Source organism: Cellvibrio mixtus subsp. mixtus J3-8 (genome assembly GCF_000766945.1).
Classification (GTDB): domain Bacteria; phylum Pseudomonadota; class Gammaproteobacteria; order Pseudomonadales; family Cellvibrionaceae; genus Cellvibrio; species Cellvibrio mixtus_A.
This window is the reverse complement of sequence record NZ_KN266209.1, coordinates 263374-276733: the sequence shown is the minus strand read 5'-3', so window position 1 is coordinate 276733 and position 13360 is coordinate 263374. Positions and strand designations below refer to the sequence as shown.

Here is a 13360-nt window from a genome sequence, read left to right as displayed (position 1 = left end):
CATCAGCTTCGCGCCACCGTTTTCAACGCGGCGACCAATTTGTCCAGGTCGCTGGTGCGCGTAAAAATCGCCGGCGTAATGCGCACGCTATCGCCGGAGGCAGCACCACCGCGCGCCACGGTAAAAATATTGTGTTGTTCGCGCAGTTGCTGCGCTAGCAATTGGTTGTCAGCCTTACCGGTTTTGCCTTTGATGCGCAGCGACGTAATTGCGCCGTAAAGGCGTGGATCATCGGGCGTAAGGATCTGGATATTGGGAATTTCCTGGCGCACACGCGTCACCCAGTAATCGCGCAAGTAACGCAAGCGCGCTTCTTTGTTAGCTGGGCCGAGTTGGCGATGGAAATCCAGTGCCGCTGGCACGGTAAGTACATTCGCGGTCGCGGTAGTGCCGGTGTGCACGCGCGAGCTGATATCGGTCGCGGCTTTTTCACTGCTGACTAAATGCGGATTAATCGCCGCCAGTTTTGCCTTGCGAATATAAATAAACCCCACACCCAGGGGTGCGCCAATCCATTTATGCAAATTAAATGCGCCGAAGTCGGCTTTTAATTCAGGGACTTTAAAATCCAGGTGGCCCCATGAATGGGCTGCATCCACTAATACATCAATATCTTTTTGTTTGGCGAGTTCCGCGATTTCCGTTACTGGAATCGCCAGGCCAGTGCGATGGCCAATGTGCGTTAACAACACTAATTTAATACGCGGATGTTCCGCAAACGCCCGCTCATAGGTTTCGATGATGGATTCATACGTGGCCGGTTCCGGAAGCGTAATTTTTACGGTGTTAATGCCGCGCGTTTCACGCAAATATTCGATATTCTCCTGGGCACTGTCGTAATCGAGATCAGCGTAAAGCACAGTATCGCCGGGTTTGAGTTTATTGTAATTCACAATTAAATTTTGCAATGCTTCAGTGGCATTGCGCGTTAACGCAATTTCGCTCACATCAACACCCGCAACCTCGGCAATTTGCGCGCGAATTTTTGCGGCTTCCTGGGCATACTGCTGCCGTAAAAAATACGAACTGGTTTCGTTAAGCCGCGCAATGTGTTGTTGGTATTCAGCGAGTACCGGTTTGGAAAGTACACCGTAAAAACCATTTTCCAGATTAATAAAATCCGGCGATAACTTGAATAAGCTGGCGATCTGGTCCCAGTATTTTTCAACGCGCGCATTTTTACTCGCATCGGTTCCCAGGATTTTTGGCAACGGAAAACCTGTTTGCGCCAATAAAGGCCGAGAGAGCGCTAAACCATTCGCCGCAACAGCGGCTGCGACTGAACCGCGCAATAACGCGCGACGTGAAATTCCTGAAAATTTTTCCATGGCTGGCTCCAACACCGGTCAAAAACAATAATTTATTCTTTGCAAATATTTTTAATAACTGCGCAATCAGACACAGCGAAAATTGTGCCACTTATCGAGTGTTGTTTTTGCTTCAGCCCGCGCGAGAAAATATTCGGGAAATTGTTGGAAAAGAAAAATTAATCGTGATTTATAAGGCAAGTTTTTTACAGATGTTGATAAAACCAATCCGCCAGTTGAAATCGCAATAGTTCAAATTCCTCGTCAGTGCGGTTGCCATTGTTGGTGAAAATACAGGCTGTTGTTTTTACCGAATCAGGTGATGATCAATTAAAAACACGTGCGTGAGGTATAACCAATAGGGTGAAGTTTGTTGTCGATGCCTGTAACCACCTATAATGCGTGCAACTGATCAGGTAGCGGCGCTCCATGTCATATCAACCTTTGGCGTACAACGCCCATATAAATTCGACGGCCCGGGTTGCTGTCCCTAATACGACAACACAGTCAGTAGCGTCTGGCAGTTTGCGTATCGCATTACTGGGTTATCGCAGCCATCCGCATGTGGGCGGGCAGGGGATTTATCTCCATTATTTGAGTAAGGCACTGGTCGATCTCGGCCACAGTGTGGACGTAATTTCCGGCCCGCCGTACCCGGAGTTGGACGCGCGCGTGACCCTGATTAAAATCCCCAGCCTGGATTTATACGCCCACCCGAATCCCACCTGCGCATTGCGCCCGCACCATTTATTGTCGTTTGCGGATTTTTACGAATGGTGGAGCAAGCTGAGCGGCGCCTTTGGTGAACCTTATTGTTTTGGTCGCCGGTTGGTAAAACATTTCAAAACCCATGCCCCGCAATACGACATCGTTCACGATAACCAAAGCCTCGGCTACGGTTTGCTGCAATTACAAAAACGCGGTGTGAATGTTGTCGCCACGGTGCATCATCCCATCACCCGCGACCGCGATCTGGCGCTCGCAGCCGCAACGGAAAAAGGCCAGCGTTGGTTGATCAATCGCTGGTACAGTTTTTTGTCAATGCAGAAAAAAGTTGTACAAAATTTACGGCATGTGATTACTGTTTCAACGCAATCACAACGCGATATTGAACAAGCCTTCGCGCGCCCGGCAGAAAATATCCATATTATTCCCAACGGTGTGGATACCAATATCTTCAAACCGGTGCCGGAAATTGCCCGGCGCGAATTTTCGTTAATTACCACAGCGTCTTCTGACCAGCCGTTAAAAGGCTTGAGCATTCTATTGCGCGCGATTGCGCGACTGCGTGTTGAATTTCCGCAGTTGCGACTCACGGTCATTGGAAAATTAAAAGACGATGGTGATACCCAAAAAGAATTAGCGGCATTGCAATTACTGGATGCAGTGCAATTCAAATCTGGCATCAGTAATCAGGAATTGGTGGAAGAATACGCACGCGCGGAAATTGCCGTAGTACCCTCGTTGTATGAAGGGTTTGGTTTGCCTGCGGCCGAAGCCATGGCTTGCGGTGTGCCATTAATTTGTAGCGACGGCGGTGCCTTGCCGGAAGTGGTTGGCGATGGTGCGCGGCTGGTGACGGCTGGAAACGTAGAATCGTTAATCGATGCGTTACGCGAATTAATCGGCAACGCAGAATTGCGCACACAATTAGGCGCACGCGGCCGCGAACATATCTTGCAGCAATTAAGCTGGGACTGTGTTGGCAAAAAAATGCAGGCGTTTTATTTCGAGTTGCTTAACAATAATGGTGGCAAATAAAAATGCTGACCATCAATTTCAATGATTTTCCACTCGCTGCGGGTGACCATGTACTGGACCTTGGTTGCGGTGAAGGTCGCCACGCCATCAATGTCTATTTACAGGCTAACGTAAATGCAATTGCGGTGGATCTGAATTTTAATGATTTGCTGACTGCGCGTTCACGCTTTATTCCTTTCGCCCAGCCTGACCTGGAAAAAGCATTTTATTTACAGCAAGCAGATGCCACATGTTTGCCGTTTGCGGATGCCAGCATCGATAAAATCATTTGCAGCGAAGTATTGGAACATATTCCTGATTATCAGGGAGTGCTGGCTGAAATTAAACGCATCTTAAAACCAAATGGCTTGTTAGCTGTGACCGTACCGCGTGCTTGGCCGGAAAAAATTTGCTGGTGGCTGAGTGCGGAATATCATCAGGTAGAAGGCGGGCATATCCGTATTTTTAACGCGCAAGCATTGCGCACGGAAATTGAAAAATCCGGTTTTACCTTTTACCGCCGCCATTGGGCGCACGCACTGCATTCGCCTTTTTGGTGGCTAAAATGTTGGTGGTGGAAGACGCAAGACACCAACCCATTGATAAAAGCCTATCACCGTTTATTAGTCTGGGATTTAATGCAAAAACCCTGGCTCACCCAAACCCTGGAAAAAATCCTCAACCCGATGATGGGAAAAAGTGTTGTGATGTATTTTAAAAAAGATAACCCCACCCTGGCCCTCCCTTTGGCAGGGGAGGGAACAGCATATGGCACCGTTAACTCCTCCCCTCTTTTTAAGGGGGAGGCAGGAAGGGGGTTAAAAAAATGAAAAATTTATTACTCACCAAAGGATTTTTTCCCGAAAGTTTGTTGCGCCCCACCATCAATTATATTTTGCGCACGCAATTACCCAACGGTTGTATTCCCTGGTTTACTGGCGGGAAAGCTGATCCTTGGGATCATATTGAAGCGGCGATGGGTTTAACTATTGGTGGTGAATATGATGCAGCGCAACGCGCATACGAATGGTTGATGCATGAACAATTAGCAGATGGTAGCTGGTGGGCCAATTATCTGGATGATCAACCGGTGGATAAAGATCATCGCGAAACTAATTTTATCGCCTATATCGCTACCGGTATCTGGCATTATTTTTTAGTTACCAGTGATATTAAATTTTTATTGCGCTTTTTCCCGGCAGTGCAAAAAGCAATTGATTTTGTGTTGAGTTACCAAGCGCCTACTGGTGAAATTTATTGGGCGGTAGCAGAAGACGGTAGTGCGAAAAAAGATGCGCTAGTGACGGCATCCAGCTCGATTTATAAAAGCCTCGAGTGTGCCATTTTGTGTGCCGATCAGATCGGTTTTAATGTAAATCACTGGCGTAGTGCCCATCAAAAATTAGGCAACACATTACGTCATCATCCCGAATATTTTGATCGCACCTGGGCACCCAAAACCCGGTTTTCCATGGATTGGTTTTATCCGATACTCACTGGTGTGGTAGCGGGCAAAGCCGCACAACAACGCATCGAACATAAATGGCACATTTTTGTAGAAACCAATGTGGGTTGCCGTTGTGTCTCTGATGAGCCCTGGGTCACCGTAGCCGAATCCTGCGAATTAACGCTCGCATTACTCGCTGCCGGTGAACATGCCAAAGCCGTAACTCTTTTTAGCTGGCTGCATCAATTTATGGATGACGACGGCGGCTATTGGACCGGCTTTAATTTTCGCGATCAGGTAATTTGGCCGCGCGAAAAAACCACCTGGACTACCGGTGCGATTTTACTAGCCGCCGATGCATTAACTGAACACACCGGCGCTGCGCGTTTATTTATCCGCGCAGCGCTCACCCACGACAACACCGACGTTCAACTTCATACCGAACATTAATACCATGCGCATTCCACGAATTTTTACTGAACAAGCATTAATTACCGGCGAGTTGTTGCAATTGGAAGAAGCCGCCTCGCATCACCTGAGCAAAGTATTGCGCATGCAAGCCGGGCGCGAATTGATTTTATTCAATGGTGCGGGCGGTGAATTCGCAGCGGTTATTCAGGACGTCAGTAAAAAGTCTGTGACGGTCGCTATTGCTGAACACCTTGCCGATAATCGCGAATCACCGTTGCAACTGGAATTAGCCATCGGCATTTCACGCGGTGAACGCTTCGAATGGGTACTGCAAAAAGCCACCGAACTCGGCGTTACCAAAATTACACCGCTAATTACCGAGCGCACGGAAGTAAAAGTGGGTGGTGATCGCCAAGAAAAACTGATTGATCGCTGGCAGCAAATTATTATCAGCGCCTGCGAACAATGCCAGCGCAATCTATTACCCGAATTATCCACACCGCTTCAAATATCGGATTGGCTAGCCACTGTGAATTCCGAGCTGCGTTTTGTCCTCCACCACCGCGACAGCAAAACCCTTCCCGCTGAACAAAAACCGCAAAGCGTAACACTATTAATTGGCCCCGAAGGCGGATTAAGCGAAAGCGAAATTGCGCAAGCGCAAGCAAAACACTTCAATGCACTGACTCTCGGCCCACGAGTCTTGCGCACCGAAACTGCACCGGTTGCGGCGATTAGTCTGGTGCAGTATTTGTGGGGGGATTTTTAATCGAGTCAACCGTTTTGGCTAGTCAGTCAGGGTTTTTTGTTTTACCCGGAACCAAGCGTAGGCATTTCAAGTCGTAAAGTAATCCAGGCGGATGGCAATTATTTACCGGGGATGGGACTTTATGCGCATAAAACAACGCCAGCCTTATTGGTTGCTCCTCTTTCTTTTTTCCTGCGTTGGTTACGCGGAAGAACGGCTACTTGTAAAAACTCAAGAACTCTTACGCATAAAACACATAGAACGCTGCGGCGATTTTTTTTCGCAGGCGCAGCAGGAATTTTGTGTTAGTACCACGGGAAAATTGTCCAGCCAGCAATTAAAAATCCGGGTTGGGGAAAAGCTGCTGGCGACCCGTGAAATTAAACACGATGGCGATCTTTTGCGCATAACGTTGGCCAATAATAAATACCAGAGTGGTCCCTTATGGTTGGAGCAAGGTGAGCAAAAAAGTAATGAGGTTTGGTTGAGTATGAAAGGCAGCCATGTGATTGCGGCGAATAAATCGGAAGTCGCAAAAAATGGTGATGGCTTGATTACTTATGTGGATTTAATCAGTGTCATCATTGAGGAGAATGCTGATGGTTTGCAAACCGCGCGCGAATTGGCAAAAAAGTACGATGCTAAAATTGTTGGCGCTATTCCTCCATTAAATACCTATCAGTTACGTTTACCGGTACGCAATCTTATCGAGCGTGATGCGTTGGTGCTACGCATCGGCACAGAAATCGGTGTTGATGCGGTGATCATTGAAGAAAGTGGTGCGGAAAAAGAAATAGAAAGCGAAATACTCAGAAATAATCCTGCACACGCTGATTCACTTGATAAAGGCGAGTGGGCATCGAATCGTTTTCTCGATGCGGTTGATTTTTACTTGCGCCGTATCCCCGCCAAAACACAACTGATAAAAACCGCGCCTATAAAAATTGGTGTGATCGAGCGTGATGTGGATTTTGATTCGCCGGACTTTGCCGATTATGTTGGCGACTGTCGCCGCGATAAAAAGCGCATTTGCCTTTATGCACGCGATGCAGAAAAACCGGAATCGCACGGCTCGACTGTTGCCGGAATTTTTGCGGCTACCTGGAATAACGGTGGCAATTCCGGTTTCCTGCGCGGCCTGGATAAAGCAGGGCCGGGTTTTGATGTGATTGTGGATCGCAATTCTGATGCGGGTATTACCGCAAATATCGCCGCATCAGTAAATCTTGTTGAAGATGGTGTGCGTGTGCTCAACTGGAGTTGGGGCATTCATCGCGTAGGTGCAAAAAATGTAGATGGCAAAGATATAGATTCACTGGTGCGATCCGGTTTGGCGATGAGTGGCTATGAAGAATTACTGGAGGAATTTTTCTTATGGTTGCGGTTGAAACATCCCGATGTGATCGTGATTAATTCGGCGGGTAACGGCGCATCCTTTTCCGGTCTTGATGAATACCGTTTGCCATCGTCATTTGTGACGGAACAATTGTTAGTCGTGGGCGGGCATGAGCTTAGCAATAAAAAAGATGCTCGCGTGACTGATGCTGACTATGCAGTGAAACGCGGCGCATCCAACATTGATAAACGCGTAGATATTACGGCGGCTGCCTGTGTTCACAGCTCGGTATTAGTCATCAATTCAGAAGGCGAAAAACATTGCGGCACTTCTTACGCAACGCCATTGGTAGCGGGGTTAGTTGCGGCTATGTTGTCGATTAATCCGACGCTTGAGCCGGAGCAAATTCGAATTTTATTGCGTCGCAGTGCCATGACAATTGGTGAAGAAGCCGATTTTGAACCGACCGATGCGGATGATCTTACATCGCCGATTTTACCGTCCGAACGCAATAACGAATTGAATCATCCGGATATTGGTCGCTCAGCGCGGTTGGATATGCATAAGGCACTTGATCTGACGGTGCAAAGTCTTAAACGTGTGCGTTGATGTGAATAATAAATTCAAATCGGTAGGAGAAATAATATGCAGAAAATTCGCTATTCATGGTTAAGAATTGCAGCACTTACATTGATGCTGTTTAGTAACCTGTTTCTCACAACGCGCGATAAATTGATCCAGCTAATGCATTACGCAAAAATCTTTTAACAGCGAGGGAATTGATATGTCAGAGAACAATCTGCAATTTGAATATGAAGGGCTACACGTAAGTGTAAACTACAACCCATCGACTAACAGCGTGACCCGCACCGTTACCGAATCCGGCAAACAAATTCATCACGATGAGTTAACCTTTGATAAATCACTGGTTGGAAGCTTTGAAGTGATGAGTGCAGAAGAACAGGCAAAAATAGCAACTGCTTGGGGTGCGGCGGGGATTAAATCGAGAATTGAGGATGGGAGGCTTGGTTCAACTAAAAAAGCCTAGTGTGTTTACTAATTAGTAGGTTGCAGCTATGCAGCCTACGCTAGACAAAAGCATTGAATGTCCGCCTATAAAACTCAGCACGAAGAATTCGAAAGCCAAGCTTTTAGGATAATTATTTGGTGTTTATCTTAATAGACTTTCCAAGTGAAAATAGGATTTTGTCCGTGTGAAACTGATGTTCTATTTTGCCAATCTCACGGGATTTGAGCCATGACTTAAAATCTAATATCTCTTGGGTTTTTATAGTTTTCTTCTTTCTTATTTTTGTAATTTCTGAATCATTAGATTGTAAATTTTGAAATAACAAAAATGCTCTAATAGTATGCTGGTCAACGATGGGCTCTTCCCGATTCGCTAAATGCTTTCCATATTGGTAAAACACAAGACCACTTTTTTTGGAATAATTATCTTGTCCTTCTAGGCCCGCTATTATGCCGTCTACAATATGCATCTCTTTTCCCAGGTCCCCATTTTTCCAAAGTATAGAATAGAGGAGTTTTTCTAACGGTGTGAGATTGGCTGAGTCAGCTATGGGTATTAGCTTATTTTCATTTGATAAAATATCTAATTTCTTAAGCGCAGCAATATCGTTCGCGCTAATAAAAATATGGAGGTTAGGATATTTTGAGGTATCAAGTTTATTCTTTTTTAATGCTGGGTTATTTTCAATAATTTTTTCTAAATCTTCAGATGATTTGGCGCAGCTGATTGATGCGAAAACTTTTCTTACCAAAACTTTAGCTTCTTCATTCGTCATAATTTTAAATTCCTTGTTTGCAAAAACACTGCGTTAACTGAAATCTTTCACGAGGATTTGGTGCGGAGAGATTAATCGTCCCTTGTCAGCACTTCCAGCAATTCAATTTCAAAAATTAAATTCGAATTGGGTTTTATCAGCGCGCCGATTTGACGTTCGCCATACGCGAGATGTGCGGGAACGTGCAGTTTGCGTTTGCCGCCGACTTGCATGCCCATCAAGCCTTGGTCCCACCCTTTAATAACGCGGCCAGTGCCGATAACGCATTGGAAGGGTTGGCCTTTGCGATGGGAGGAATCAAATTCAGTGCCGTCTTCAAGCCAGCCAGTGTAATGGGTGATGATGAGGGCGCCTTTGACCACAGCTTTACCGGTGCCGGGGATGAGATCCTCGACAATCAATTCAGTGATGCCAGACATGATGGCTTATTCCAGGTGCAGATTCATTTTCTAAATACAGGCTAGTTTTCCAAATGCAGATAATCGAGGAACGCACGTTCCATGGCTTCAACATCGGGAATCACCGCTTCTTCTCCGGCCCAGGAGACGTGCATTAATTCAAAGGGTTTGTTGTCGGCGTCTTCGCGTTCGGTGATTTCTTCTTCGGTTACGCGCGCAAGGCGAGGCAAACCCTGGGTGAGGATGGCGATGAAGGGGAGTGATTCGTGAACGCCGGTGGTGTTGATTACGGCAAAACGCGAACGGTTGGAAACACCGGGTTTGTCCTCGCCGTTCATGACTTCAAAAGCGAGCAGGGGAATGGTTTGTTCGCGCCAGCTACAGTTGCCAAGGTACCAGGCGGGTGCATCTTGCACGGGAATGACTTGAGAGACGGGAACGATTTCGGCTACGGTCACGTTGGGTGCCAGCAGTTGCCGCCCTTGCAGGGGGATAAGCAGGCTCGCCACTTCTTCGATTTTTTTCTCTATGCGTTGGGGCGCTCTCATGGTATTTCCTGTGACTTGCTGACAGTTATTCAGGTTTACGAATTTGCGTTTTTAATGACCCGGACCGGGCTTTTATAGGTTTTGGTGAGCCGGTGTTTATTGGCCAGCTTACCTAAAGCGCGCGCCAGGTATTCTGGCGTTCCCGACAGCCCGACACAACCGGTTGCCAGTGCCGACACCGGCATTGAATCACTGGTGCAATCATCCGGCCGCTGGACCCATACTTGCCCGCCGACCTGTTTCATGATTCGACAGCTGGCGGCACCATCATCGCCCATACCGGTAAAAATAATCAAACCACTGCGCTCGCGATAGATCTGTGCGGCGTTAGCTGCGACCTGATCGATGGAGGGCGCATAACTACCTTTCCATGGTTGGCCATAATTGATAACCAACGTACCGTTGGCGAGCAGCTCTACCGAATCTTTGGCGGTGATCAGCGTCAGGCTGTTCGCTTCCAGCACCAGGCCCTGGCTGGCGACCATCGCGGGGTAACTGCCGGCATTGGTCATCATGCGGTTCAGGGTTATGGCCTGGTTGGCATCGATATGCTGCACATACACAAACGCGATGCCCAAATTAGCCGGCAGGGCTGCCAAAAATCGTTTTACTGCTGCCGGACCGCCCGTCGATGCAGCCAGGACCCAGAGTTCACTTGCCGGCTCCGACTGTTGCAGGTTGATATCCCCGCGCAGCCGCTGTAACCGCACACTGGTACGGCGCAACCAGGCTGTGTGTTCTTCCGAGCCTGCTGTAAATTCACTGCTATCGCTGAGGATGACCGGGATACGACTGTTGCTAAACAGGGTGTCCAGCAACTGCTGGTCATCATCGTAATCTTCAGCGACATCAACCAGCCAGGCATCCAGGTTTTCATCGTCCACCAGCTGCCGGGCGTGGCCCAACAGCAGTTGATGGGCCAGTTTATGGCCGGATTTGGCAATCAACTGCGCCAATACCTGCTGCTTGGGGGCGCTGTCGACCAGTATGCCCAGACGAAGCATGGCTGCTGCCCCTTATTTTTTCAGCAGCTCGTGGATATTGGTGAGCAGCAGATCCTCCTGGTAAGGTTTACCCATGTACTTGTTCACGCCCAGGCTGAACGCGCGCTCGCGGTGTTTTTCACCGGTACGCGAGGTGATCATGATGATCGGCAGATCTTTCAGGCGCGAGCTGGTGCGCACGTTTTTAGCCACTTCGAAGCCGTCCATGCGCGGCATTTCGATATCCAGCAACATCACATCGGGCAGGTGGTCTTGCAGTAATTGCAGCGCCTCCACCCCGTCTTTGGCGGTGATCACACGGAAGCCCTCGCGCTCCAGGAAGCGGCCGGTTACCTTGCGTACCGTTACCGAATCGTCCACCACCATAATGGTTTTTTCGCTTTGGTCTTCTTCGGCGCTTGGCAAAGCCTTGAGCGGTTCCAGCTGGATGGCATGCGTGTTACCCAATGCCAGTTGCTCGCGGATCATGGCGTGCAGATCCAGGATGACTACCACGTTACCATCACCCATTACCGTCGCACCGGATACCCCGCGCACAGCACTGAATTGGGCACCCAGGGTTTTCACCACGATTTCGCGTGAACCCAGCAGGCGATCTACTTGCAGCGCTACGGTATGCTCGGTGCTGCGTACCAGCACTACCGGCAATGGCAACAACTGGCCATCCAGCTTGGGTTGGGCTGCGGAATCCAGCAGCGCGCCCAGATAACGGACGAGATATTGCTCGCCGGCATAGTCGAAGCGCGCGCTTTCATCTTGATAGTAATGTTCAAGTTCAAATGGGCTGACGCGCACAATACCTTCGATGGTATTAAGCGGGATTGCGTAGAGATCGTCGCCAATCTGCACCATCAATGCGCGATTTACCGATACAGTGAACGGCAAGCGGATGGTGAACTCCGTGCCCTGGCCCCAGTTGGAATCGATAAACATGGCGCCGCCGAGCTGTTTGATCTCGGAGTGCACCACGTCCATGCCCACACCGCGGCCGGAAATCTGGGTGACTTTTTCCGCCGTACTGAAACCGGCGTGGAGAATAAACTGGATCACATCCTGGTCGGCAAGCTGGGCATCAGCTGCCATCAAACCGCGTTCGATGGCTTTTTCGCGTACGCGTTTCAGGTTGATACCACGGCCATCGTCAACCAAACGCAGAATTACATCGCCACCTTCACGACCAAGGGTCAACAGGATACGGCCATTCGGATTTTTACCGGCAGCGATACGCTCGTCGGGCATTTCGATCCCGTGGTCCACGGCGTTACGCAGCATGTGTTCGAGGGGTGCAACCATGCGTTCCAAAACGGTACGGTCCAGTTCACCTTCGACATTATCGAGTTCGAAATCCACTTCCTTCCCGAGCTCGCTCGCCGCCTGGCGCACGATACGGCGCAAGCGCGGCACCAGGCGCGAGAAGGGCACCATGCGCGAGCGCATCAGGCCTTCCTGCAAATCGGTATTAATGCGCGACTGTTGCAGCAGCAGGGTTTCAGTATCGCGGGTTTTGTCCGCGAGGGTATATTTCAAGTCCATCAAGTCAGACGCGGACTCGATCAGCGAGCGTGACAGTTGCTGCAATTGCGAATAGCGGTCCATCTCCAGCGGGTCGAATTCTTCATGCTGGGCCATTTGTTCCTGGCGAAATAGCACCTGGGCTTCGGTTTCGATATCCAGGCGACGCAGCTGTTCTTGCAAGCGCTGGATGGTGGAATCCATCTCTTCGATCGAGCCGCTCAAGTCGCTGACCTGTTGTTCCATACGGCCACGGCTGATCGAGGTTTCCCCGGCGAGGTTTACCAGTTCTTCCAGCAGTTCAGCGGAAACCTTAACCACTTCTTGCGGGCCGGTACGGCGCGCTGCCAAGTGCTGCACTTGCGCGGGGCCAGTGTTGCCTGCGCGTAAACCGCCGCCGTATTCGGTGCCCGGAACGCTCGGGCTATTGGTACTAACCGGTTTGGCTTTAGGGGCGAAGGTCAGAACATTTGGCTTCTCGGTGGCGAAACCATCGGTGCTAAATGGCGTTGCGATCTCGCGGGTGTTATCCACCACTACGCGAGGTTTATCGAATACCGGTAATTCGGTGTGATTATCGCCAGCGCCTTGGGGCTCGTTCGGTTCTTTATCGGTGTTAAAGTCTTCCGGCGCAAAGCGGATGTCGTCCACGACTTCATCAACACTGACATAATTTTCCAGCAGTGGCGGTTCGACTTCTGCTTGCAATTTGGGGGCAGCCGGTTCGGGTACAACGTCGCCATTCAGGCGCGAACGGGCAAGTTCGACGCCGGAATGCATGCGATCCTGGAAGTTATGCAGGCGATTGAAGAAGGATTGGTCCAACTCCGCATCCTCATCCATCTCAATCAGCATGGTTTCAAAATCGTGGGAGAGGTCGCCCAGATCCATCATGCCGGCGAGGCGTGCACCGCCTTTGAAAGTATGCAGGGAACGTTTGAGTTGCTCGACGCAATCCGTGTTGTTCCAGTCGTCTTGCCATTCGTTGAGCGAACCGTCGATTTCTTCCAGCAATTCGCCAGCTTCTTCGAGGAAGATCTCTACAATTTCGGGATCGAAATCGTCATCTTCTTGTTCTTCATCGAACGATTCCACAACATATTG

At 49.2% G+C, this 13360-nt stretch carries 13 protein-coding genes; 7 read left to right on the top strand and 6 right to left on the bottom strand.

Annotation, left to right across the window (positions count from 1 at the left end; all coding sequences use genetic code 11):
• Positions 1-2 precede the first annotated feature (2 nt).
• The gene (locus A596_RS14580) at positions 3-1328 is read right to left on the bottom strand and encodes an aminotransferase class V-fold PLP-dependent enzyme (RefSeq protein ID WP_039916041.1); all 1326 of its coding nucleotides are present in this window, start codon (positions 1326-1328) and stop codon (positions 3-5) included.
• 408 nt (positions 1329-1736) lie between these two features.
• Between A596_RS14580 and A596_RS14575 the strand changes: the two genes are divergently transcribed.
• The 7 genes from A596_RS14575 to A596_RS14550 all read left to right on the top strand — a co-directional run bounded on the left by A596_RS14575 (position 1737) and on the right by A596_RS14550 (position 8037).
• Positions 1737-3068, top strand: a complete 1332-nt coding sequence (locus A596_RS14575; protein WP_039916040.1) for a glycosyltransferase family 4 protein — start codon at positions 1737-1739, stop codon at positions 3066-3068.
• A 2-nt stretch (positions 3069-3070) separates the two neighbouring features.
• Positions 3071-3877, top strand: a complete 807-nt coding sequence (locus A596_RS14570) for a class I SAM-dependent methyltransferase (RefSeq protein WP_084128382.1) — start codon at positions 3071-3073, stop codon at positions 3875-3877.
• Positions 3874-4944, top strand: a complete 1071-nt coding sequence (locus A596_RS14565) for a prenyltransferase/squalene oxidase repeat-containing protein (protein WP_039916038.1) — start codon at positions 3874-3876, stop codon at positions 4942-4944. Before A596_RS14570 ends, A596_RS14565 begins: the two co-directional genes overlap by 4 nt.
• Before the next feature lie 4 nt (positions 4945-4948).
• The gene (locus tag A596_RS14560; protein ID WP_039916037.1) at positions 4949-5674 is read left to right on the top strand and encodes a 16S rRNA (uracil(1498)-N(3))-methyltransferase; all 726 of its coding nucleotides are present in this window, start codon (positions 4949-4951) and stop codon (positions 5672-5674) included.
• A gap of 121 nt (positions 5675-5795) precedes the next feature.
• Complete coding sequence (locus A596_RS14555; RefSeq protein ID WP_052417537.1) at positions 5796-7598, top strand: S8/S53 family peptidase; 1803 nt, start codon at positions 5796-5798, stop codon at positions 7596-7598.
• Between the two features lie 36 nt (positions 7599-7634).
• Positions 7635-7757 (top strand): hypothetical protein, encoded by a 123-nt coding sequence (locus A596_RS23750; protein WP_268745691.1) that lies wholly within the window; start codon positions 7635-7637, stop codon positions 7755-7757.
• A gap of 16 nt (positions 7758-7773) precedes the next feature.
• Entirely contained in the window at positions 7774-8037 is a 264-nt protein-coding gene (locus A596_RS14550) for a hypothetical protein (protein WP_039916036.1), read from the top strand.
• Positions 8038-8149: 112 nt separating this feature from the next.
• Here A596_RS14550 and A596_RS14545 read toward each other — a convergent pair whose 3' ends face one another.
• From A596_RS14545 to A596_RS14525, 5 genes are all read right to left on the bottom strand, one after another.
• Entirely contained in the window at positions 8150-8794 is a 645-nt protein-coding gene (locus A596_RS14545; protein WP_039916034.1) for a hypothetical protein, read from the bottom strand.
• A gap of 71 nt (positions 8795-8865) precedes the next feature.
• Complete coding sequence (locus A596_RS14540) at positions 8866-9213, bottom strand: FKBP-type peptidyl-prolyl cis-trans isomerase (protein ID WP_039916032.1); 348 nt, start codon at positions 9211-9213, stop codon at positions 8866-8868.
• A gap of 41 nt (positions 9214-9254) precedes the next feature.
• On the bottom strand, positions 9255-9740 hold the full coding sequence (locus A596_RS14535) for a chemotaxis protein CheW (protein ID WP_052417536.1): 486 nt from the start codon (positions 9738-9740) through the stop codon (positions 9255-9257).
• A 35-nt stretch (positions 9741-9775) separates the two neighbouring features.
• A complete protein-coding gene (locus A596_RS14530; RefSeq protein ID WP_084128380.1) occupies positions 9776-10744 on the bottom strand; it encodes a chemotaxis protein CheB in 969 nt (322 codons plus the stop codon).
• 12 nt (positions 10745-10756) lie between these two features.
• Positions 10757-13360: hybrid sensor histidine kinase/response regulator (locus tag A596_RS14525; RefSeq protein WP_160280150.1), on the bottom strand; the 2604-nt coding region annotated here is incomplete at its 5' end.